This window comes from Haemophilus influenzae (assembly GCF_003494325.1).
Taxonomy (GTDB): domain Bacteria; phylum Pseudomonadota; class Gammaproteobacteria; order Enterobacterales; family Pasteurellaceae; genus Haemophilus; species Haemophilus influenzae_I.
This window is the reverse complement of the sequence record NZ_QQIK01000001.1, coordinates 222171-246168: the sequence shown is the minus strand read 5'-3', so window position 1 is coordinate 246168 and position 23998 is coordinate 222171. Positions and strand designations below refer to the sequence as shown.

22 protein-coding genes are annotated in these 23998 nt (G+C 38.8%); 13 read left to right on the top strand and 9 right to left on the bottom strand.

What is annotated here, in order from left to right; all coding sequences use genetic code 11:
• Positions 1-60 precede the first annotated feature (60 nt).
• Genes degS through DV356_RS01240 form a run of 8 tightly spaced genes read right to left on the bottom strand, consistent with a single transcriptional unit; the run spans position 61 to position 8341 of the window.
• Positions 61-1083: an outer membrane-stress sensor serine endopeptidase DegS gene (gene degS / locus DV356_RS01275; RefSeq protein WP_005693292.1), complete on the bottom strand. Its 1023-nt coding sequence runs from the start codon at positions 1081-1083 to the stop codon at positions 61-63.
• Entirely contained in the window at positions 1084-2202 is a 1119-nt protein-coding gene (gene ribD, locus DV356_RS01270; RefSeq protein WP_112103687.1) for a bifunctional diaminohydroxyphosphoribosylaminopyrimidine deaminase/5-amino-6-(5-phosphoribosylamino)uracil reductase RibD, read from the bottom strand. It lies immediately after the preceding gene.
• A 2-nt stretch (positions 2203-2204) separates the two neighbouring features.
• Positions 2205-2654: a transcriptional regulator NrdR gene (nrdR, locus tag DV356_RS01265; RefSeq protein ID WP_005648026.1), complete on the bottom strand. Its 450-nt coding sequence runs from the start codon at positions 2652-2654 to the stop codon at positions 2205-2207.
• A 54-nt stretch (positions 2655-2708) separates the two neighbouring features.
• On the bottom strand, positions 2709-6089 hold the full coding sequence (gene recC, locus DV356_RS01260) for an exodeoxyribonuclease V subunit gamma (RefSeq protein ID WP_112103686.1): 3381 nt from the start codon (positions 6087-6089) through the stop codon (positions 2709-2711).
• Between the two features lie 45 nt (positions 6090-6134).
• Positions 6135-6422, bottom strand: a complete 288-nt coding sequence (locus DV356_RS01255; protein WP_012055313.1) for a DUF5374 domain-containing protein — start codon at positions 6420-6422, stop codon at positions 6135-6137.
• On the bottom strand, positions 6415-7098 hold the full coding sequence (locus tag DV356_RS01250; RefSeq protein ID WP_112103685.1) for a DUF2572 family protein: 684 nt from the start codon (positions 7096-7098) through the stop codon (positions 6415-6417). The genes DV356_RS01255 and DV356_RS01250 overlap by 8 nt, the downstream gene beginning before the upstream one ends.
• Positions 7099-7112: 14 nt before the next feature.
• Positions 7113-7829 (bottom strand): PulJ/GspJ family protein, encoded by a 717-nt coding sequence (locus tag DV356_RS01245; protein WP_005651546.1) that lies wholly within the window; start codon positions 7827-7829, stop codon positions 7113-7115.
• Positions 7829-8341, bottom strand: a complete 513-nt coding sequence (locus DV356_RS01240; protein ID WP_112103684.1) for a pilus assembly FimT family protein — start codon at positions 8339-8341, stop codon at positions 7829-7831. The genes DV356_RS01245 and DV356_RS01240 overlap by 1 nt, the downstream gene beginning before the upstream one ends.
• 199 nt (positions 8342-8540) lie before the next feature.
• Between DV356_RS01240 and suhB the strand changes: the two genes are divergently transcribed.
• From suhB to DV356_RS01195, 9 genes are all read left to right on the top strand, one after another.
• On the top strand, positions 8541-9344 hold the full coding sequence (suhB, locus tag DV356_RS01235) for an inositol-1-monophosphatase (protein WP_005664157.1): 804 nt from the start codon (positions 8541-8543) through the stop codon (positions 9342-9344).
• A gap of 108 nt (positions 9345-9452) precedes the next feature.
• On the top strand, positions 9453-11360 hold the full coding sequence (gene nrfE, locus DV356_RS01230) for a heme lyase NrfEFG subunit NrfE (RefSeq protein WP_112103683.1): 1908 nt from the start codon (positions 9453-9455) through the stop codon (positions 11358-11360).
• Positions 11360-11890 (top strand): DsbE family thiol:disulfide interchange protein, encoded by a 531-nt coding sequence (locus tag DV356_RS01225; RefSeq protein ID WP_006995595.1) that lies wholly within the window; start codon positions 11360-11362, stop codon positions 11888-11890. Before nrfE ends, DV356_RS01225 begins: the two co-directional genes overlap by 1 nt.
• On the top strand, positions 11887-13041 hold the full coding sequence (gene nrfF, locus DV356_RS01220; protein WP_005693281.1) for a heme lyase NrfEFG subunit NrfF: 1155 nt from the start codon (positions 11887-11889) through the stop codon (positions 13039-13041). The genes DV356_RS01225 and nrfF overlap by 4 nt, the downstream gene beginning before the upstream one ends.
• Complete coding sequence (locus DV356_RS01215) at positions 13038-14240, top strand: BaiN/RdsA family NAD(P)/FAD-dependent oxidoreductase (RefSeq protein ID WP_112103682.1); 1203 nt, start codon at positions 13038-13040, stop codon at positions 14238-14240. The genes nrfF and DV356_RS01215 overlap by 4 nt, the downstream gene beginning before the upstream one ends.
• 123 nt (positions 14241-14363) lie before the next feature.
• On the top strand, positions 14364-15674 hold the full coding sequence (gene eno / locus DV356_RS01210) for a phosphopyruvate hydratase (RefSeq protein WP_005648049.1): 1311 nt from the start codon (positions 14364-14366) through the stop codon (positions 15672-15674).
• Between the two features lie 83 nt (positions 15675-15757).
• Positions 15758-16177: a DUF2251 domain-containing protein gene (locus DV356_RS01205; RefSeq protein ID WP_005636440.1), complete on the top strand. Its 420-nt coding sequence runs from the start codon at positions 15758-15760 to the stop codon at positions 16175-16177.
• Positions 16178-16189: 12 nt separating this feature from the next.
• Positions 16190-16771 carry a DUF1190 domain-containing protein gene (locus DV356_RS01200; protein ID WP_118806413.1) on the top strand — a complete coding sequence of 194 codons (582 nt, stop codon included), beginning with the start codon at positions 16190-16192 and terminating at the stop codon, positions 16769-16771.
• A complete protein-coding gene (locus DV356_RS01195; protein WP_112103680.1) occupies positions 16772-17953 on the top strand; it encodes a glutathionylspermidine synthase family protein in 1182 nt (393 codons plus the stop codon).
• Positions 17954-18183: 230 nt separating this feature from the next.
• Here the strand turns inward: DV356_RS01195 and DV356_RS01190 are convergent, their stop codons facing one another.
• On the bottom strand, positions 18184-19710 hold the full coding sequence (locus DV356_RS01190) for a catalase (RefSeq protein ID WP_112103679.1): 1527 nt from the start codon (positions 19708-19710) through the stop codon (positions 18184-18186).
• 262 nt (positions 19711-19972) lie between these two features.
• Between DV356_RS01190 and glyQ the strand changes: the two genes are divergently transcribed.
• From glyQ to glyS, 4 genes are all read left to right on the top strand, one after another.
• A complete protein-coding gene (glyQ, locus tag DV356_RS01185) occupies positions 19973-20881 on the top strand; it encodes a glycine--tRNA ligase subunit alpha (protein WP_005632923.1) in 909 nt (302 codons plus the stop codon).
• A gap of 58 nt (positions 20882-20939) precedes the next feature.
• On the top strand, positions 20940-21200 hold the full coding sequence (locus DV356_RS01180; protein WP_112119043.1) for a hypothetical protein: 261 nt from the start codon (positions 20940-20942) through the stop codon (positions 21198-21200).
• Between the two features lie 29 nt (positions 21201-21229).
• Positions 21230-21448: a DUF559 domain-containing protein gene (locus DV356_RS01175; RefSeq protein WP_012055301.1), complete on the top strand. Its 219-nt coding sequence runs from the start codon at positions 21230-21232 to the stop codon at positions 21446-21448.
• A gap of 480 nt (positions 21449-21928) precedes the next feature.
• A complete protein-coding gene (gene glyS, locus DV356_RS01170) occupies positions 21929-23995 on the top strand; it encodes a glycine--tRNA ligase subunit beta (RefSeq protein ID WP_112119042.1) in 2067 nt (688 codons plus the stop codon).
• Positions 23996-23998: the final 3 nt, after the last annotated feature.

Genomic DNA, 23998 nt, shown 5'->3' with positions numbered 1-23998 from the left:
TCAAATTGAAAAGAAAGTATTAAATATAATAAAAACAGCGGTCAAAATAGACCGCTATTTTTAATTTACTGGAAATTCTTCAATAACAACTGGAATTTGTAAGATTTTGCCTAATCGTAGAATGGTGACGAGAACTTTTGAATTAGGTTTTGTATTTGCGATAATTTGCATCATTTCTCGGGCTGAAATACCTTCTTGATTATTTAATTTCAAAATCACATCGCCAACTTGAATACCTGATTTCGCAGCTGGGCTGTTCGGGCTTACGTCTGTGATAACTATGCCTTCTTCACTACTTGAACTAATATCACTTTGTACACCAAAATAACCTCGAATCACACGTCCATCACGCATAATTTTACGTAGTACATCATTTGCAATATCTATTGGAATGGCAAAATTTAGTCCTTCTGCGATTTCATTGGCGGTTTTGCCAATACTTAGCGTGCTAATTCCAACCAATTCCCCAGCAGAATTAATTAATGCGCCACCTGAGTTGCCGCGGTTAATTGAAGCATCAGTTTGAATAAAATTTTGTCTGCCCACCGAATCGCCTACCGCATTACGACCGATTGCGCTAATGATTCCTTGAGACACGCTTTGTCCTAAGTTGTAGGGATTACCGATTGCTAATACCACATCGCCGACGTGAGCTTGACGCGCTGAATTTTGTGGAATAGTTGAAAGATTATCTGCACGAATTTTAAGAACAGCGAGATCAGTGAGATCATCTGAACCAACAAGACTGGCCTCAAAAATATTTCCGTTTTGCAACGCTACTACAATTTGATCTGCATTTTGGATGACGTGTTTATTCGTCAGAATATAGCCATCTTTACTCATAATCACACCAGAACCTAAGTTATTCACTTGTAGCTGATCATTATCATTAATGCTGGCGGAAGAAAAAGAGCGGTTATAAACATTCACTACTGCTGGAGAGGCAATACGCACAGCATTTTTGAACGATATAATATCGTCTGAAGTGAAGATATTGCTGTTATTCAGTCTTGGAACCGCAAACAAAATCACGCCCGCAGCAGCCAAGCCCCAAAGTGCGGAATGGAAAAGTTTTTTAAGCATTTAGACTCCTTTCGGTGTGTAAGTTAATTTTATATCGTCACCGATTTGTTCTAATTCATTGAGTTGCCATAATGGTGCATCGGCAAGTTTAGTTAAATTCGGTAATTGGCATAGACCACGAGCATTGTCTCCAAGTAATTTTGGCGCAATGTAAATAATCAATTCATCCACTAATTTCGCATCAATTAAACTGCCCGCTAAATTTGCTCCAGCTTCTACCCAAAGGGTATTGATTTGTCGTTTTCCCAGTTCTCGCATTAATTCTTTTAGTAAATTTTCTTTCGGAAGAATAATTTGTTCACAAAAATCAGGAAAGCCTGTTAAATCTCGTGGCTCACTAGAGACTAACCAAACAGGAGAATGGGTTAAAAAAAGTTTATGAGTCGGCTGAATGCGATGTTGTGAATCTAAAATAACTCGGACAGGCTGGCGAAGATCTTCTTTTTTATATTCTGTTTTAAGATTTTCAGGAAATTCATCCCAGCGTACATTAAGGCTTGGATCATCTGCAATGACTGTTGTGGAAGTAGATAAAAGTGCGGATGATTTTGCTCGCATTTTTTGTACGTCCGAACGAGCATCTGGGCCCGTAATCCATTTACTTTCTCCACTTGCCATTGCAGTTCGTCCATCTAAACTCATGGCGAGTTTGAGTTGAACAAAAGGCATACCTTGACGCATTCGTTTTAAAAAGCCTTTATTTATTTTTTCCGCTTGATCGTTTAATAAATTCACCGCACTTTCGATACCAGTATCAGACAACATTTTCAAACCTTTTCCTGCGACTTGAGGATTCGGATCTTGCATAGCCGCAATGACTTTCACTACTCCCGCCTCAATTAATCCTAATGCACAAGGTGGTGTGCGACCATAATGAGCGCAAGGCTCTAAGGTGACGTAAGCGGTTGCACCTTTGGCATTTTCGCCAGCTTGAGCTAAAGCAACACGTTCAGCATGAGGTTGTCCTGCCTTAAAATGAAAGCCCTCCCCCACAATTTCACCATTTTTAACCAATACGCATCCCACCGATGGGTTCGGTGTAGTGGTATATTGACCTTTGGCGGCTAAATCTAAGGCACGTTGCATAAATACGTAATCTTGTGAGGAGAATTCAAGCATAATTAATCCTTTAATTTTTCAATTTCGATAGTGAATTGATCAATATCATCAAAACTTAAATAGACTGATGCAAAACGAATATAAGCCACTTTATCGAGTTTTTTTAATTCATTCATCGCAAGTTTACCCACTAACTTACTTGGCACTTCACGTTCTCCAGTTGCACGCAGTTGAAGAATTATGTGATTAATTGCTTTTTCTACATCATCTGCACTTACAGGACGTTTTTCTAAGGCGTGTTGAATACCGCTGCGCAATTTATCTTCATTGAATGGCTCACGTGTACCATCAGTTTTGATAATTTTCGGTATGATTAATTCTGCCATTTCAAAAGTAGTAAAACGTTCGTGACAATGACCGCACTCACGGCGGCGGCGAACTTGATAACCATCAGATACTAAACGGCTATCAATGACTTTAGTTTCTTCTGTATCACAAAATGGACAGTGCATAGATAATTCTCCATAAAAGGGGGTTATTCTACTAAAAAATAGGTTATTTGACGATTAGCTTTGTGCCTTTCTTGTCTTCTTTTGTGCGAATAATAAGCCAAACCAAGCTTTTGTTTGTTTTAATAATTTTGCAATATTTTCAGGTTGTTTAAATCTTGAGGTCTGCGCTAATACTCGTGACCAATATGGATCGGCTTTTGACCCGAAACCATTACTTTCAGTTAATGCCTGAAGTTTTTCAAAAACGTTGTCAAAATCTACCGCACTTTCATCGTCTACAATAAAATCATTAATATTTCTTATGGTTGGCACCAATTGGATTTCAATTTGACTTTGTAAATAATCTTTTACGTAAATTTGTAATTGAGCAAGCGCAACTTCACGCTCAATAGGCGGTAATTCGAGAACCTTATCTTGCGTAATTAATTTTGCTGGTACCGCATTTTCTTGTGTAACACATTGAATTAAATAATAAATCCAAGGACGAATACAATAACGATCTTTGTATTTCGCAAAATGCCAGTGAATGACTTGTGAATCATCGCCAAATAAAGACTCCATATAACCAAATAGACGAATTTCTTGATTTTCATTTTGCCAATCTACGGCAATATTAAAATCTATAGAAGCCTGTTTAGGCTCGCCAAGATCGGCTATTTTCTCTTTAAATTCTAAAACATTGTCACGAATATTTTCAGCATAAACCTTTCCAAACTCTGCGCGCGGTAACACGCCTTTTACTTCTGCTTGTCTAAAATAATCAGCAAAATTTTGTTCATCAAGGTAAATTAAGTCATTATTGAGAGAATAATTATCTAACCCACTTAAAGTGAAGTTTTCACTGTCAGCAATGCGTTCATCTTTATCGCGGAAATAAACACCGAGTTGTTTTTCAAAGAAAAATTTCACTGGATTTTCCACAAAGCTGACTAAAGCATCCAGTTCAACTTCTTCGATTTTTTCTGGGTTTTCTGTCATAGTGACGGCAAATTCTGAATTGCTAGCCGCCGTGTCAAATTGTGCTATTGGCAACCATTTTGTCGCAAAAGAGCGGGTAAATTTTTCGTTATATTTGAAATTATCTGGGCTAAATGCGGTCATTGGATGTTCAATGACAGTAAGGACATTTTCCTTTTGCCCTTGATTAATATAATCCAACAGTTGGCTTACCAATACAGAAGGTTCTTTCGGTTGATTATCTGTAATGGAACGGCCAACATAGCTGATATAGCAATAATCACGTGCTGCCAATAAGGCTTCTAAGAACAAATAGCGATCATCATCACGGCGAACACGATCGCCTTTTTGATAATGATATTGCATTAAATCAAAACTGTTTGGTGTTTGTGTTCTTGGGTAATCCGCATCATTCATTCCAAGTAAACAAACCACTTTGAATGGCACTGAACGCATTGGTAATAAGGTGCAGAAATTTACTTTTCCTGCAAGGAATTTGAGGCTATTTGGCGCATCTTCCAATTTCATTGTGATGACATCGGCGATCACTTCTGCTTGTAATTCTTCATTAAAATGGAGCGTTTTTAGATGCTCAGCTAATTCATTAATTTTCTCTTGAATATAGAAAATCATGTCGCTTGTGTCTTCATTTCGCACGAAGAAATCCGATAAAAGTGCGGTTAAAATTTCTTGCCATTTTTCGATGGAATGTGCTTGTTGCAGCGTTTCATGCAGCGCGGAAAGTGCGGTGAAAAAATGAGATAAATTTCCAGCAAGCTCGCCCTTTAAGCCATAACTGCTGTTTAAGCCCAGACTATCTTGCCAAATGCCCTGTTCTTCACGCATCGCATAGCCTAAAATCATTCGTTCTAATCCAGCCTGCCAAGAATTGAAATTGATGCCATCTTGATTTTTTTGCAGACCGACACGAATCCCTGAATCCGTTACCCATTCTCGCACTAATGGTAAATCAGCAAGGGAAATATTAAATCGCTCTCGCATCGCAGGAATATCCAACAATGCCAAGACATCTTCTGCACTAAAATTGCTTTCTTTTAAGCCTAATAAAGTTAAGTAACTTGATACCAACACATCGCTTTCTGAAAGTTTATTATCCGAAAGTGAAAATGGAATTTGTGGTGCATCCCCATTTTTTTGCCCGAAAACTGCCTGAATATAGGGTGTGTATTGGTTAATATCTGCCACCATAACAACCACATCTTTTGGCGTAAGGTTAGGATCTTGATTGAATAAATCCAGTAAATAATCGTGCAATACTTCCACTTCTCGCATAGCACTGTGGCAAGAATGTAGGGTTAAAGTGCGGTCATTTTTTGCGATATTTAACGGTTTATTTTCTAAATGCAGAATTTGAGACTGTAATTGTCCAAGTAAACTGTTCGACTCAATTTCTTGATAGGCATTGACGGGATAAGTTGGAATATGTTCTTCATCTCTCACCAATGTATAGAGAAAATCTCGTCCCATTTTTCCCCAAGCCGCCAGTAATGGATTGCCTAGTTGAAGGTTTTCTTTTTGATAAGTGACGTCAAACTGAGCGTTTTCTAGTTGAGAAAGTTGATCCTCGGAAAAGAGCGGTTGATTTTCATCTTGTTTATTGAATTGATAACGCTGACGAGAACGCAAATAATCAAGGCGTAAATCGCTAATATCTCCCCAATATTCTTGGCAAGGATTATTAAAAAATAAATGAATATCCACTTCAGAGGATATCGCTTGCAAAATATTAAGATAAGCAGTTGGAAGCGCAGGAATACCAAAAATAAATATGCGTGAAGGTAATTTTTTCGGTGCTTTTTTATCGGCAAGCAAGGCTAAGAATTGATTATGCAAAGCTGCTCGATGGGTGGCTTCATTAACATCTGATTTAACATCGACGACCAACGCACGCCATAACTCACCTTGCCATTTTGTATTGCCTTGAATTTGCGCAAACAAAGTATCGTTTAAGTTAGGTTGCTGTTTTTGTATTTGATCAGTGATTTGTTCATCTTCGCCTTTTTCCCAAGCAAAAATCCATTCAGGTCGATAAACTAAATATTGGTCAAATAAGTCGGCTATTTTACTGCTGAGTTGATAAAGTTTATATTGTTCAGAATGTGGCGAAGATGATAAATAATTGCGTAGAGGCGAAAAATTTTCTTTCTCAAGAAAAATTGGGATTAAGCGCATTAAACGCCATGTCATTGAATCTTTATCAAAAGGGTTCTCTAATGCCGTTGCAGGTAAATTTTGTGCATAAAGTTGCCAAATAAAACTGGCTGGCATAGGAAATTTTAGGTTTGCTGAAATACCTGTTTCTTTGGCAAGTTCAATTTGTAGCCATTGCGCCATATTAGGGCTTTGTACCAAGATAATATCTTGTTGAAAAGGATCTTCAGGCGGTAAAGATTTGAATAATGAAGAAAGAATTTCTTTTTGTTTTTCAAGCTGATTGGAATAATAAACAATGAACACAATGGCGACCTTTTGATGATTTAACCTAGAAAAAACAACGCCATTTTACTGAGTTTTTATCAAAATTTCACTCGTAGGATAACGCACAATAATACGTTCATTTTCACATTGAATACGAAAAGTTAAGCCATTTTGTTGTATCAATTGTTCACAAGCTAACCCTAAAAATTGGCGTTGAGCTTGATTCTCCGCAATCTGTATTGCCTGAAAATCTTGATAAGTTTTCACCGCACTTTTTCTTTGGCTTGCCGTCCATTGATTAAAAACAAGAAATAAAACGCTAAATAAAGCTAAAGAAAATAACAATGTAATAAAAGACATTCCTTTATTCATCCTGAACATTAAAATCACTCCAACTTTTTTCTGCTAACTGCCACTGACTATATTGTTGCACTAAAGCAACCACCGTCTTTTTCCCATAAGCTAAAGTTACGCCATCTAAAGTTAAATTCCCACTGGTAATCACTGCACCACTAATCCTCCCTTTGCCAGTCAATTTTAAATCGCCCTCTGCAATTAATACGGCAGATACGGTGCCATTAATTTCAACTTCTGCTTGTGAATCTGAAAACCAATACAGTTTAGGCATTTTATTCGCGTTTAAAATTTTGGGCGGGGAAGAAAAGTGCGGTCGAAAATAGGCAAGTTTTTCGCCACTCACAAAATCTTTCAATGCACCTTGATTATCTCCCTTTTTAGGCAATTTTTTAAATAGGCTCATTCTTTCACACCAAAGAAAATATTGAATTGCATCGGCGGCACCCTCAAGGGCGATGCTGATTTGCTTCACACTTTCATTATTATTTAAGGGTAAATCAATACAGGCAGTTTGTTTTTTCGTCGCGGTCATTTTTTGCAGTTGTAATGTTCTTTCCACATAGTGTTTTCGTTGATTTTGTTGCGCACGAAAAAAACTTAAATGGCTGTCATCCAACAATAAGATTACGGTTAATAAACCTGAAATAAAAATCAGAATAGTCAGCGTGATAATGCCTTTTTGTATTGTCATTATTTTTGATTCCGTTATTTTTGATTCCATAGTGCAACAACAAGGGATGTTTCATAACTGATATTTGGGGTTTGTTTTAAATTTCCTTTTAACTTGATTTCTAATCCTTTGCCTTCAATTAACCAATTAAATTGTAACCTAGTGATTTCATATTCGTTGTTATCTAATAAATCTGCCCATCCACCACCAGCGTTACAAGCGGTTTGTTGAAAAGCACGTTTACAAGTTTCTGCCGTGCAATTAGTAGGAATAACACTTTGATAGGTCAGTTTGGTTTTTATCATTTTGTTACTCACTTTATAGCCGAATAATTCTTCAGTACTACTTTTAGATGTATTTTTACCTTTTTTCATACAGGTTTTCGGCGAACCTTTGCCAATACACCCATTTTTATTTAAATCATAAAAGAACAACACGCAGCTATTAGGTGGCGCATTATCTTCTTGGCTAATAAAAATAGCTGTGCCTTGTTCATCTAATTCAAATAAAGATAAATTGCTTTCCGTCAGTTTTGCATTTAATGCTCGAAATCCTAATCGGCGAAGATCTTTACCTATTAACTGTAATGTTCGTTGTAATTCAGCTTGTAACTTTAAATGTAATAACATGTGTTGATTTTGCGTTTGTATTTGCACATAAAAATGCGAAATGCTTAGCAATAATAAAGACGACAAAGACAGTGAAATCATCAGCGCTAATAGGGTTTGCCCTTTTAATAATACTTTCATCATTAATTACAAGCACTATCAAATTGATTAGTTTTCAAACGAATACTGCCAACATTGAAAAATAAAAATAACGTACGTTCATTTTCAGCTTGCAAAATAAAGCAACGAGTAACGATAGTATTACGAATGCCATCAAATCTCGTGATTTCTTTTGGATAAATATGATGACTTTGAATCATCGTTTTGTTAGGAAAATAAGGGTAGTAAAAATGAGCATAAACCTCTTTCGGGCAATTTATCGGATTTAAACAATCACAAGTTTGGTTATTTTTTACTTGTGCCGTTAAGCACCATTGCTGTGTCGCAAGATTACGATTGATAAGTAAAAACCACACTTCCGATGAATTTTCTGCCCGAGCCTGAATTTGGCGTAGAAATAAATACAGGCGATGTTGCTCTTTGGCTAAAATCGTTTTAGGTGAATCCGTTTGCCATAATGGCGCGGCAAAATTCAGCGCAATACTGATAATGGCTAACCCAATCAATAATTCCACTAATGTCATACCTTTCTGCATAAAACGCTCCAATTTTCCACCGCACTTTAATGGTAAATAATTAATGGAAAAATCATTTCATACTATTTTTGCGATCTGTATCGCAAAGTTTTTCTGAAAACCTATAAAAACCACTGTTTTATGATTTTCAACTAGTTATTTTGGCAAATCTCGCTATAATGGCACGGAATTTTTCTGTTCTTTAAAAGCTGGTGGAAATATGAATCCAATGTTAAATATCGCAATTCGTGCGGCACGAAAAGCGGGCAATGTGATTGCTAAAAATTATGAACGTCGTGATGCTATCGAAAGCACACAAAAAGGTATTAATGATTATGTAACAAACGTTGATAAAGCGTCTGAAGCAGAAATCATTGAAGTTATTCGTAAATCTTATCCTGATCACACAATTATTACGGAAGAAACAGGCGCAATTGAAGGCAAAGATAGCGATGTACAATGGATTATTGATCCGCTAGATGGTACTCGTAATTTTATGACAGGGCTTCCCCACTTTTCTGTGTCTATCGCAGTTCGTGTAAAAAATCGCACTGAAGTCGGGGTTGTTTACGATCCAATCCGTAATGAATTATTTACCGCTGTGCGTGGTGAAGGCGCAAAATTAAATGAAGTACGTTTACGTGTAGATAGTAAACGTGAAATTCAAGGTTCAATTTTAGCCACTGGTTTCCCATTCAAACAACCAAAATTAATGCCAGCTCAATTTGCAATGATGAATGCCTTAATTGAAGATGCTGCGGATTTCCGTCGTACTGGTTCTGCCGCATTGGATTTATGCTATGTGGCGTCAAACCGTATTGATGGTTATTTTGAAATGGGCTTAAAAGCATGGGATTGTGCTGCTGGCGATTTAATCGTGCGTGAAGCGGGTGGCTTAGTTTGTGATTTTGATGCTGGTAACGGCTACTTACGCAGTGGCAATATCATTGCTGCACCATCACGCGTAATTAAAGAAATGTTAAATAAAATTCGCCCTTGTTTAGGTGCTGAATTTAATCATTAATTTTTATAAGCACAATAGCACCTATCAAGGTGCTATTTTTAATTTTATTAATGAAACATACTTGATTAGCGACTTTATCTGTGCATCAACGAAAAAAACGACGACATTATGCTTCCAGAACTTGGCTTTTTCCTTCTTTTACTCGCAACAGCTAGCGCGTTTTTTCTTGCGTTAGTGCCTCAATTTGGGTTATTCAAAAAAAATTCGACTTTAATTAATGCTGCTTGGCCGCTTAGTTATATTTTTACCCTTGCGACGACGTTCTCAATTGGTTTGCTTGCTTATTCTTTTGCGGTGGATGATTTCACCCTTGAATATGTAGCGGCACATTCTAATTCCCAATTACCTACATTTTTTAAAGTGGCTGCCACTTGGGGAGGACATGAAGGTTCAATGTTGTTTTGGTTATTTTCATTGAGTTTATGGCTTGCTGCTTTTGCTTTTTTTAATCGAAAAAATGACCGCACTTTTTCCGCTCAATCTTTATCTTTATTGGGATTGATTTGCTTTGGTTTTGCGGTGTTTATTTTATTTTATTCCAATCCATTTGGACGCATTTTCCCTGCTCCCGCAGAAGGGCGCGATCTCAATCCAATGTTGCAAGATGTGGGATTAATTTTCCATCCGCCTTTATTATATGTTGGCTATGTGGGCTTTGCGGTAAATTTTGCAATGAGTTTGAGTGCTTTGATTTATAACCAATCTGCACGACAAATTGCCCGCTCAATGCGTGGATGGGTGTTGGTTTCTTGGTTGTTTTTAACCATTGGCATTGTGCTTGGTGCTTGGTGGGCATATTACGAGCTCGGCTGGGGCGGTTGGTGGTTCTGGGATCCCGTAGAAAATGCGTCTTTAATGCCTTGGTTGCTTGGGTTAGCGTTATTACACAGTTTAATGGCGACGGAAAAACAAGGCGTATTTAGTTATTGGACAACGCTTTTTTCTCTGCTTGCTTTTGCCTTTAGCGTATTAGGCACGTTTATTGTTCGTTCTGGTGCGCTCACTTCTGTGCACGCCTTTGCATTGGATAACACGCGCGGTTATGTGTTGTTATTAATTTTCTTTGTTTTGACAGCGTTAGCCTTTGGTTTATTCGCTTTACGAGCGGGAAGTTCATCAGAAAGTGCGGTGAAATTTCAGTTCATTTCTAAATCAGGTGGCATTTTATTACTGAATATTTTGCTGACCATTGCGACGGTTTCTACCTTTTTAGGTACCTTTTACCCGATGTTATTCCAAGCGATGAATTGGGGCTCAATTTCGGTGGGAAGTCCTTATTTTAATAGTATTTTCTTCCCCATTATTACGGCGATTTTAATCTTAATGGTAATTGTGCTTAGCATACGTAAGGGGCAATTTGATCGCACATTATTGATACGTTATGGGTGGTTGCTTATTCCGTCTTTGATTCTTTCAGGCCTAATGATTTGGCAACAGCTACGCCATAATTCTGCGTTGAATTTTCACGCTTTCGCCTTTGTGTTATTAACTCTTGCGATTTGGCTTTTATTCGTCACGTTATGGCAAAATTGGCGACAAATTCGCTTGTCTCAATTTGGGATGATTTTAGCACACTGTGGCGTGGCGATTGTGACTATTGGTGCGGTGATGAGTGGGTATTTTGGCAGTGAAATTGGTGTGCGTTTAGCACCGCAACAAAGTCAAACGCTGGGGCAATATGAATTTCATTATCGCCAATTTTCTAATGAAATTGGGCCAAATTTTACGGCAGAAATCGCCTTTTTTGACGTAACTAAAAATGGTAAACCTTATGCAGAAATTATCCCCGAACGCCGTTATTACGATGTACGAACAATGACAATGAGTGAAGTGGGGCTTGATGGTGGTTTTTGGGGCGATTTATATATTGTGATGGGCGATTCTCTTGGCAAAGGGGAATTTACTTTCCGCTTACATTATAAACCACTGATTCGTTGGCTTTGGGCGGGCGGTATTTTAATGGCCTTTGGTGCACTTTTTAGCGTCTTCGGATTACGCAGAAAACAGGAAAAATAATGAACAAAAAACTTATCTTTTTTACACCGCTCTTTGTGCTTTTAGGCGTGTGTATATTATTAATTGCAGGGTTAAATCAAGATCCGAAAAAAATTGCTTCGGCTTTAATTGATAAACCTGTTCCAGAGTTTTATCAGGCTAATTTACATGAGCCATCACAAATCGTAAGCCCGAAAGAGTTTCCTAAACAGCCATTTTTATTAAATGTGTGGGGAAGTTGGTGTGGTTATTGCAAGGAAGAGCATCCGCTGTTAATTGAGATTGCAAAAACGTTGCCTATTGTGGGCGTGGATTATCGTGATAATCCGCAAAATGGCATTAAAATGCTTAAGCGAATGGGCAATCCGTTCATCTTAACCATTGATGATAGTCATGGGGAATTGGGATTAAAATTAGGCGTAGATGGCGCGCCAGAAACTTATCTTGTGGATGAAAATGGTGTGATTCGTTATCGCCATTCTGGTTTACTGGATAAAGAAACTTGGCAAACGGTATTTTTGCCGAAAATTGAAGCATTGAAGAACAAATGAAAAGTATATTAGATATTTTTACTCGCGGTTTTATTCAGGTTCAAAAAACAGTCTTTTTTGCAACCGCACTTTTATTCGCATTTTCCTTGTTTACTCAAGCGGAAATGGTGGATACCTATCAATTCCAAAATCAAGATGATCGTACTCGCGCCGTAGAGTTGGCAAAATCTTTACGCTGCCCCCAATGTCAGAACCAAAATTTGGTGGAATCTAATTCTCCTATTGCTTATGACTTGCGTCTTGAAGTGTACAAAATGGTGGATGAGGGCAAAAGCAATCAGCAAATTATCGATAAAATGACGGCTAGATTTGGTGATTTTGTGAATTACAAACCGCCATTCAAATGGAATACGGCGTTGTTATGGTTATTGCCAGTCGCCCTTTTAATTTTAGCTGCAGTATTGCTTTATTTCTCAAATAGGAAAAAACAGTTTTCAGAAAAAGTGGTTGCACAACAACTAGAGAATGATGAAATAATTTCCCTCCCCTCAACCTTTGGCAGCTCCCCCCGCAAGCAAGGGGAGCCAAGTAAACTTTCTAAGGGAAAAGTGAATAGCAAAATTTATTTTGTGCTTTTTACTTTACTCATCGCTATTCCAGCTACTTATTATTTTTCCCTTGATCGTTTTAGTCGTGTTCAACAAGGCGAGCAATCGATGATTGAGCAACATAATCAAAATGTTGAAATGAATGATGAACACAAAAATGAAAATGTGATTGAGAAGCTCCAAAATAAACTGCGAACTGATCCGAATAATGCGGAAACTTGGCTTCAACTTGGGGAAGCCTATGTGCAGAATAATGAATTTGATAGCGCGCTTGTGGCTTATTCTAATGCGGAAAAATTGTCGGGAAGTAAACCTAATATTTTAGGCTTGGCAGCCACCGCACTTTATTATCAAGCAGGCCAGCAAATGACCCAAAAAGTCGAACAACTTTTGAATGAAGCTTTGGCAAAAGATAAAAATGAAGTATCTAGTCTTTCTTTGTTGGCGACAATTGCCTTAGAAAATCGCCAATATCAACAAGCCGGTATGTATTTACAGCAGTTATTAGATTCAGGTAATGCGGCAGTGGATCGTCGTTCAGTTATTCAACGAATGAAGATGTTGGATTTTTTACAACGTGGTGAAAAAGGACAAAATCCGTGAGCCAATATTCTGAAAATATTATTATTGGTGCGGGTGCGGCAGGATTATTTTGTGCCGCACAATTGGCTAAGCTAGGCAAGTCGGTAACAGTTTTCGACAACGGCAAAAAAATCGGACGTAAGATTTTGATGTCGGGCGGTGGGTTTTGTAATTTCACCAATTTAGAGGTTACGCCAGCTCATTATCTTTCGCAAAATCCTCATTTCGTCAAATCGGCACTAGCTCGTTATACCAACTGGGATTTTATTTCTTTAGTGGCGGAGCAAGGGATTACTTATCACGAAAAGGAATTGGGGCAATTATTTTGCGATGAGGGTGCAGAACAAATCGTTGAAATGCTGAAATCTGAATGCGATAAATATGGTGCTAAGATTTTATTGCGTAGCGAAGTTTCTCAAGTTGAACGGATTCAAAATGATGAAAAAGTGCGGTTTGTTTTACAGGTAAATTCAACCCAATGGCAATGTAAAAATTTGATTGTTGCGACAGGTGGGCTTTCTATGCCTGGGCTTGGCGCAACGCCATTTGGTTATCAAATTGCGGAACAATTTGGCATTCCTGTTATTCCGCCTCGTGCGAGTTTAGTGCCTTTTACTTATCGAGAAACAGATAAATTTTTAACCGCACTTTCAGGTATTAGCTTGCCTGTCACTATCACGGCACTGTGCGGAAAATCTTTTTACAACCAGCTTTTGTTTACTCATCGTGGTATTTCAGGCCCTGCGGTGTTACAAATTTCTAATTATTGGCAGCCCACTGAGTCAGTGGAAATCGATTTATTACCGAACCACAATGTGGAAGAGGAAATTAATCAAGCAAAACAATCTTCTCCAAAACAAATGTTGAAAACCATCTTGGTTCGATTATTGCCGAAAAAATTGGTCGAACTTTGGATTGAACAAGGCATTGTGCAAGATGAAGTTATCGCTAACATCAGCAAAGTGCGGGTAAAAAATCTGGTGGATTTTATTCATCACTGGGAATTTACTCCAAATGGCACAGAGGGCTATCGTACGGCTGAAGTCACAATGGGCGGAGTGGATACTAAAGTAATTTCTTCTAAAACAATGGAAAGCAACCAAGTCAGCGGTTTATATTTTATTGGTGAAGTATTGGATGTGACTGGCTGGCTCGGTGGTTATAACTTCCAATGGGCGTGGAGCTCGGCTTATGCTTGTGCTCTAAGTATCTCAAGATAATAAATAGATAAAGATCAAAGCATACGCATTTTTTACAAGACAAAATCTCAAAATAGCTTTATCATATCGCCAGTTTTAGGCTCGCCTAACCCGTTTTAATTAACTTAATTGAGGAAAATAAAAATGGCAAAAATCGTTAAAGTGATTGGTCGCGAAATCATCGACTCACGCGGTAATCCAACTGTTGAGGCTGAAGTTCATCTTGAAGGTGGTTTTGTTGGTTTAGCAGCAGCTCCATCTGGTGCATCAACTGGTTCTCGTGAAGCATTAGAATTACGTGACGGCGACAAATCTCGTTTCTTAGGTAAAGGCGTATTAAAAGCTGTGGCTGCAGTGAACAACGAAATTGCACAAGCTATCGTTGGTAAAGATGCAACAAACCAAGCTGAAATCGACCAAATCATGATCGATTTAGACGGAACCGAAAACAAATCTAACTTTGGTGCAAATGCAATCTTGGCGGTATCTTTAGCAAACGCAAAAGCAGCAGCTGCATCTAAAGGTTTACCACTTTACGCTTACATTGCAGAATTAAACGGCACGCCAGGCGTTTACTCTATGCCATTACCAATGATGAACATCATTAACGGTGGCGAACATGCAGATAACAACGTGGATATCCAAGAATTCATGATTCAACCAGTGGGTGCGAAAACATTACGTGAAGCACTTCGTATCGGTGCTGAAGTATTCCACAACTTGGCGAAAGTATTAAAATCTAAAGGCATGAGCACTGCAGTTGGTGACGAAGGTGGTTTCGCACCAAACTTAGCCTCTAACGCAGACGCTTTAGCCTGTATCAAAGAAGCAGTAGAAAAAGCAGGTTACGTATTAGGTAAAGACGTTACTTTAGCGATGGACTGCGCATCTTCTGAGTTCTATAACAAAGAAAATGGTATGTACGAAATGAAAGGTGAAGGTAAATCATTCACTTCTCAAGAGTTCACTCACTACTTAGAAGAATTATGCAAAGAGTACCCAATCGTGTCTATCGAAGATGGTCAAGATGAATCTGACTGGGAAGGTTTTGCATACCAAACTAAAGTGTTAGGCGACCGCGTTCAATTAGTGGGCGATGATTTATTCGTCACTAACACCAAAATCTTAAAAGAAGGTATCGAAAAAGGTATCGCAAACTCTATCTTAATCAAATTCAACCAAATCGGTTCTTTAACTGAAACTTTAGCAGCAATTAAAATGGCGAAAGATGCAGGTTACACCGCTGTAATCTCTCACCGTTCAGGTGAAACCGAAGATGCAACTATCGCTGATTTAGCGGTGGGTACAGCAGCAGGTCAAATCAAAACTGGTTCTATGAGCCGTTCTGACCGTATTGCGAAATACAACCAATTAATCCGTATCGAAGAAGCATTAGAACGCGCAGGTACTCCAGCAGCATTTCCTGGCTTAAAAGCGGTTAAAGGTCAAGCGTAATTCACGCTGAATTTACTGTAAAATCTCACCGCACTTTGTATAAAAGTGCGGTGTTTTTATATCTAATATTTAAAGGAAATAGAATGTTACATTTAACTTTAGAAGACGAACTCTTTTTGGGAACGCCAAAGCAAGTAGGAACGCATTCGACAGTATTTGAGCATTTTGCTGTAATGTTTGAAGATGACGGCGAAACTGGCTATTTTTATGCGCTTGATATGCGTCAAAATGCTCAACCGATAGTGGATATGTTGCACGTGTATAATGTTGATTCAACCTCTAATCATCATGAAGCACGCAAACTTGAAATTTGTTGGGATGAGAGTGGTTATTTAGCCTTATTGCTTATTAATGGCTATCCTCATGCCGTATTTGATTTTGCCCGTTTAGTCGGCTATAACAGCAATAAATATCCACAACCAGATTTAATGAGCATGTGGACTCGTGAAGAAATTACTAATAAACAGGCCGAGCAATGGCTAGGCGTGAAAACCATTCGATAAAAATTGAGAACAATGAAAAAGAAAAATCAGATTTTAGTTAGTTTATCTATTGTGGCCTTATTAGGAGGCTGTTCAGAAGAGCAAGTACAACGCGATGTATATCAGTCTTTAGACGATTGTTTAGCGGATTGGAAAAAAATTGAGCTTTGTGAGGCAGATAAAAATACCGAGAGTACTCAGAAAACTGAAACTACACCACAGCAGGGGCTTGGTTTAAATATTCGTGATAATGGTAATGCAGAAAGTGCGGTAAAAAATCCAGCTGAAAATAATGCACAAGCTAATCAAAGCGAGAACAATGCTGAATCAACTGCAAAAGCTGAAAGTACCGATCCTTCTTTAGGAGCCGCAATTGCTGGTGGCGTTATAGGGTATATGGCGGCTCGTGCAATTAGTAGTTTCCTTGGCCCAAGCTATCATCCTGGAAATCGAGCTGTCACCACACCAACAGGGCAAGTTGTGCAACCTCAAACGAATCGTTCTGTTGGAAAACCAATGCTCGTGAAAGGAAATGCAGGAAGCATGAATAGCAAACCTGTATCTCGTGGTGGTTTTAGTAGCCCAAATAAAACTCATCGTAGCAGTGGGGGCTAAATGAAACGTGTAACTGGGTTTCCTACTCGATTAGATATGGTGCAACAGCTACTTAATGTTGGATTTGATTACTATAATTTGCCTTCTAGTGATGGCTCTCATTATTGGTCTGATAATGTTGCCTATGAATTTACCTTAACGGAAATTGATCGCATTGAGGATACAACTAATGAATTGCATTCAATGTGTTTAGATTTTGCGGCGGATGAAATTAAAAAAGGCGATTATGAAAATTATCGTTTTACGGAGTTGCAAAAACAGCTTATTGAAACCTCTTGGCGTAATCAAGATCCTTATTTATATGGACGCTTTGATTTTGGCTATGATGGCGACAACCTAAAAATGTTTGAATATAACGCCGATACACCAACATCTTTGTTGGAGGCAGCGGTTGTCCAATGGCAGTGGTTGGAGCAAATTGAGGGCTTGAAACATCGTGATCAATTTAACTGGATTCATGAAGAATTAATAAAACATTTCCAATTTTTGAAACAACAAAGTGGCAAAACAGATTTCCATTTGAGTGCCATGCAAGATGCTGGCCGTGAAGATTGGGGTAATGTGGATTATTTAGCTGATGTGGCTTATAACGCAGGTTGGAATATTCATCAATTAGCGGTGGAAGATATTGGCTATAACAGCGAAACAAAAAAATTTGTAGATTTAAATGACCAACCTATTGAAATGTTATTTAAATTGTATCCGCTAGAATGGCTAAGCCACGCTGAGTTTGCTCGCCATATTACAACGGCTGAAACACGATTTATTGAACCAGCGTGGAAAATGTTGTTAAGTAATAAAGCACTATTGGCAAAACTTTGGGCGCGTTATCCTAATCATCCGAATTTATTGCCTGCTTATTTTACGCCTTTTGAATTACCAAAAGATTTATCGATGTGGGTGAAAAAACCATTGTTAGGTCGAGAAGGTGCCAATGTTTTCTATTATGAGAAAAATAATGGTGTAGAATTTGCTGCGAAAGGAAGCGAACATTCAACGTTTTATGGTAATTCAGGTTATGTTTATCAACAAAAATTTGAATTGCCAAGTTTTGATGGAATGTATCCAATTATCGGCTCTTGGGTTGTGGGGGATGTGGCTTGCGGTATGGGATTACGCGAAGATTTTACTGCAGTGACGGGTAATGATAGCCATTTTATACCTCATTATTTTGTACCATGATATATCTTTGGCATGACTCAAATACAATATTTATCATAAAAAATGGAAGCTATTATAGGTTATTTTTACATTCAAATTTTTGAACGATTACAAAATCGTTCAAGTATTATGTAATGAATTCGTAATATTTCATTGAAAAAATCTGCACCCTAATCAGTTAAACCTTAGCCTAACTTTTGGGTGCAGATTCATTACTACTATTATTTATTTAAAATAATTAACTCGAAAGATTATAACAATCCACCTTGACCTAATGCAGGATCAGTATCACGAGCTTTTAATGCATCTTCAACGGTTAAACCTAATGCTTTCGCAACGCCTTCACCGTATGCGGCATCACACCAGTGGCAGTTACGAATATGACGATATTTGATGAAATCAGGTGCATCGCCCATTGCTGCTGCCGTGTTGTTGAATAATGATTGTTTTTGCTCTGCATTCATTAAGTTAAATAATGCACGAGGTTGGCTGAAGTAATCGTTATCATCGTTACGATAATCCCAGTGTGCTGCATCTCCGTTGATACGAAGTGGTGGTTCAGCAAAGTCTGGTTGTTGTTGCCATTGGCTGAAGCTGTTTGGCTCGTAGTGTGGCAAGCTACCGTAGTTACCATCTACACGACCTTGACCATCACGTTGGTTGCTATGAACAGGGCAACGTGGACGGTTTACTGGAATTTGACGGTAGTTCACACCTAAACGGTAACGTTGTGCATCCGCATAGTTAAATAAACGGGCTTGTAACATTCTGTCAGGGCTTGCGCCAATACCCGGAACCAAGTTACTTGGTGCAAATGCAGATTGTTCTACATCAGCGAAGAAGTTTTCTGGGTTACGGTTTAATTCAAACTCGCCGACTTCAATTAATGGATAGTCTTTTTTCGACCATACTTTAGTTAAGTCGAATGGGTGGTAAGGCACTTTTTCCGCATCTGTTTCCGACATAATTTGTACAAATAATGTCCATTTAGGGAAATCGCCACGTTCAATCGCTTCATATAAATCACGTTGATGGCTTTCACGGTCATTTGCAATAATTTCTGCTGCTTCAGCATCTGTTAAATTTTTAATGCCTTGTTGAGTACGGAAGTGGAATTTTACCCAAAAACGTTCGCCCGCTTCGTTCCAGAAACTATAAGTGTGAGAACCGAAACCGTGCATATGACGATAACTTGCTGGAATACCACGATCACTCATTACAACAGTGACTTGGTGTAATGCTTCTGGTAATAATGTCCAGAAATCCCAGTTATTAGTTGCTGAACGCATATTAGTACGCGGATCACGTTTTACTGCTTTATTTAAATCTGGGAATTTACGTGGATCACGTAAGAAGAATACTGGCGTATTGTTACCTACTAAATCCCAGTTACCTTCTTCAGTATAGAATTTTAATGCAAAACCACGAATATCACGCTCAGCATCTGCTGCACCACGTTCGCCTGCCACGGTGGTAAAACGTGCGAACATTTCCGTTTTTTTACCCACTTCACTAAAAATTTTTGCACGAGTATATTTAGTAATATCGTGTGTGACAGTAAAAGTACCAAATGCACCAGAACCTTTAGCGTGCATGCGACGCTCTGGGATCACTTCACGTACGAAATCAGCTAATTTTTCGTTAAGCCATAAATCTTGTGAAAGTAATGGACCACGCGGACCAGCTGTTAAGCTGTTTTGGTTATCAGCAACGGGTGCACCGTTACCCATTGTTAAGTTTGTTGCAGCTAAGTGCGAGAAAGGACATTGAGAACTCATTGTAGACTCCTTGTAAAGTTAATAAATTTAGTTAGGTTGAAATGAATTTCTTGCGTATCATATAGAAAGGTTTAAACAATCGAAATCTATTAAATTAATCAAAAAAAACTATAATTAAAAAAACTTAAAATCTACCTAAATATTCCAAATTACTTACTTGATATCTTTATAAAGCCTGATTTTCAACCGCATTTTTCGCCTTTATCCCTTTTACGGATTCAAGTATAATACCAACATTTTTAATCACATTAGATCAACGATTATGAGTACAAAATTTAACGTAAAAACATTCCAAGGTATGATTTTAGCCCTGCAAGAATATTGGGCAAACCAAGGCTGCACCATTGTGCAACCTTTTGATATGGAAGTGGGCGCAGGTACTTCTCACCCAATGACCGCATTGCGCGCATTAGGCCCAGAGCCAATGGCATTTGCTTATGTTCAACCTTCACGCCGCCCAACGGACGGTCGCTACGGTGAAAACCCAAACCGTTTACAACACTACTATCAATTCCAAGTAGTAATCAAACCTTCTCCAGATAACATTCAAGAACTTTATTTAGGTTCGCTTGAAATGCTCGGTTTCGATCCAACCCAAAACGACATCCGTTTCGTGGAAGATAACTGGGAAAACCCAACATTAGGTGCATGGGGCTTAGGTTGGGAAGTATGGCTAAACGGTATGGAAGTAACCCAGTTTACCTATTTCCAACAAGTGGGCGGCTTAGAATGTAAACCTGTAACGGGCGAAGTGACTTACGGTTTAGAGCGTTTAGCCATGTACATTCAAGGCGTAGATTCTGTGTATGACTTAGTTTGGTCTGACGGTCCATTAGGCAAAACCACTTATGGCGATGTTTTCCATCAAAATGAAGTTGAGCAATCAACCTATAACTTTGAACACGCAAACACCGATTTCTTATTCTACTGCTTCGATCAATACGAAAAAGAAGCACAAGAGTTATTAGCCTTAGAAAAACCGTTACCATTGCCGGCTTATGAGCGCATTTTAAAAGCCGCACACAGCTTTAACTTATTAGATGCGCGTAAAGCAATTTCGGTCACCGAACGCCAACGCTATATTTTACGCATTCGTGCCTTAACCAAAGGCGTGGCTGAAGCTTATTATGCAAGCCGTGAAGCCTTAGGTTTCCCAGGTTGTAAAAAATAACATTTAAAGGTAATTCAAAAAAGTGCGGTGAAATTTGACCGCACTTTAGGAGAGCAAAATGAGCAAACCCATTCTTTTTTATGCAGAAACATGCCCAGATACTGTGCCATTTGTCGCGGAGTTGGATCGCTTAGGTGTGGATTACGATGAAGTAGAAATTATGACTTCATTACCTAATCTCAAACAATTTATTCGTTTACGCGATAGCAGTGCAGAATTTGATAACTCGAAAGCAAATGGCTATTTAGGCATTCCTGCATTGTTATTACCAAATGGCGATGTTGTTTTAGACCTATCAAAGTTAAAAGCAATTTTTTAAGTTTTGGGAAAGATAGAACAGCAGTTTTCATGCAACCCTATGAAAAATACTTAAAGCTGAATTCGCAAAAATTGCGAGTAGAACAAACGGATGCGGAAAGAAAACTATGGCAACGCATCAATCGAGATGCAGAATTAAATTCACTTGGTTTTACGGTGATGCGATTTAGCAATAATGAAGTTATGCGTGAAATTGAAGCGGTAATAGAGCAGATTTATTTGTTTTTAGAGAATGTAAGAGCTGATTGAGTATGAGGTTGGATTAACCTCTGCCACAAACGCTTGCGTTTGAACGTTGCTTTAGCAACGGCACGAAGTGCGAGCGAAGCGAGTAAATCTCCCCTACCCCTCTTTGCTAAAGAGGGGAATTCTTGAATAAATTGATAGTAACTGGCTCATTTACATTTTAATTTCAATAGAGATTAAATTATCTGCTTTCAAAAAACGTTAAAGTAGAACATAAATATTTAATTCTCCAAAGATCCAATCCCCTCTTTAGCAAAGAGGGGAATTCTTGAGTAAATTGATAGTAACTGGCTCATTTGCATTTTAATTTCAATAGAGATTAAATTATCTGCTTTCAAAAAACGTTAAAGTAGGACATAAATATTTAACTCTCCAAAGATCCAATCCCCTCTTTAGCAAAGAGGGGTAGGGGAGATTTGGCAGAAGTAATAACGAAGAAAATAAGAATTTAAATCCACAGAATTTTTAAATAAGAGAAACAAAATGACAACCCAAAACTTCCTAGTAGAAATCGGCACGGAAGAGCTGCCACCAAAAGCTCTCAAAACATTAGCGACCTCTTTTGCGGATAACGTTGAGGCGGAATTAAACCAAGCAGGTTTAACCTTCGACAAAATCGAATGGTTTGCGGCGCCACGTCGTTTGGCGGTGAAGGTGTTGAACTTGGCGACACAACAACCGAGCAAAGAAATGGAAAAACGAGGGCCTGCAGTGTCAGCAGCCTTTGATGCGGAAGGTAAACCAACTAAAGCGGCTGAAGGCTGGGCGCGTAGTTGTGGCATTACTGTTGAGCAAGCAGAACGCATTGCGACCGATAAAGGCGAATGGCTCGTTCACCGTGCAAAAATTAAAGGTCAGCCGACCAAAAACTTACTTAACGATATTGTGGCAAATGCGTTAGCGAAATTGCCAATTCCAAAACCAATGCGTTGGGCAGATAAAACCGTGCAATTTATTCGCCCAGTTCACACTGTGACTATGTTGTTAGGCGATGAGTTAATTGAAGGCGAAATTTTAGGTGTGGCAAGTGCTCGCACCATTCGCGGTCACCGTTTCTTAGGCGAGAAAGAATTTGAAATTCAATACGCAGACCAATATCCACAATTATTGCGTGAAAAAGGTTCTGTGGTAGCAAACTTCAGTGAACGTAAAGCAGAAATTTTGGCAAAATCTCAAGCAAAAGCGACCGCACTTGGCGGCGTGGCTGATATTGAAGAAAGCTTGCTTGAAGAAGTGACTTCGTTGGTGGAATATCCAAATGTTTTAGCGGCAAAATTTGAAGAGCGTTTCTTAGCTGTGCCTGCGGAAGCTTTGGTTTACACCATGAAAGGCGACCAAAAATATTTCCCAATTTATGGCAAAGACGGCAAATTATTACCGCACTTTATTTTTGTATCGAACATCAACCCAGAAGATCCAACCGCGATCATCGAAGGTAATGAAAAAGTGGTTCGTCCACGTTTAACTGATGCGGAATTCTTCTTCAAAACCGACTTAAAACAAAAACTGGTTGATCGTTTACCACGCTTAGAAACCGTGTTATTCCAACAACAACTGGGCACATTGAAAGATAAAACTGACCGTATTGAACAACTTGCAGGTGAAATTGCAAAACAAATCGGTGCGGAAGAAGCAAAAGCAAAACGTGCGGGTTTACTATCAAAATGTGACTTGATGACCAACATGGTATTCGAATTCACTGATACACAAGGCGTAATGGGTATGCATTACGCTCGTCATGACGGTGAAGATGAAGAAGTCGCAGTGGCATTAAACGAACAATATATGCCACGCTTTGCCGGTGATGAGTTACCTAAATCTCTCGTTGCAAGTGCGGTCGCTTTAGCGGATAAATTTGACACCTTAACGGGTATCTTCGGTATCGGCCAAGCACCAAAAGGTAGCGCAGACCCATTTGCACTTCGTCGTGCGGCATTAGGTGCATTACGTATTATCGTAGAGAAAAACTTACCACTTGATTTAGAAGATTTAGTGAAAAAATCAGCCGCACTTTTCGGTGATAAACTCACGAATAAAAACGTGGTTGCCGATGTGGTAGATTTCATGCTCGGCCGTTTCCGTGCATGGTATCAAGATGAAGGCATTGCGGTGGATGTAATTCAAGCGGTATTAGCACGTCGTCCAACTCGCCCTGCTGACTTTGATGCGCGAGTGCGTGCGGTTTCACACTTCCGTACTTTAGATTCAGCGGAAGCGTTAGCGGCGGCAAATAAACGTGTAAGTAACATCTTAGCGAAAGCGGATGCTGCAATTGGCGAGATCAATTTAACCGCTTGCGTAGAGCCAGCAGAAAAAGCCCTTGCTGAAGCGGTGCTTGCATTACGTACTGAAGTACAACCGCTTATCGCACAAGGCGATTACACGACAGTATTGGATAAATTAGCAAACTTACGTGTGCCAGTAGACAGTTTCTTTGATAACGTGATGGTAAATGCTGAAGATCCAGCACTACGCCAAAACCGATTAGCGATTTTAAATACGTTACAAGGGTTATTCTTACAAGTAGCTGATATTTCAGTGCTTCAATAATGT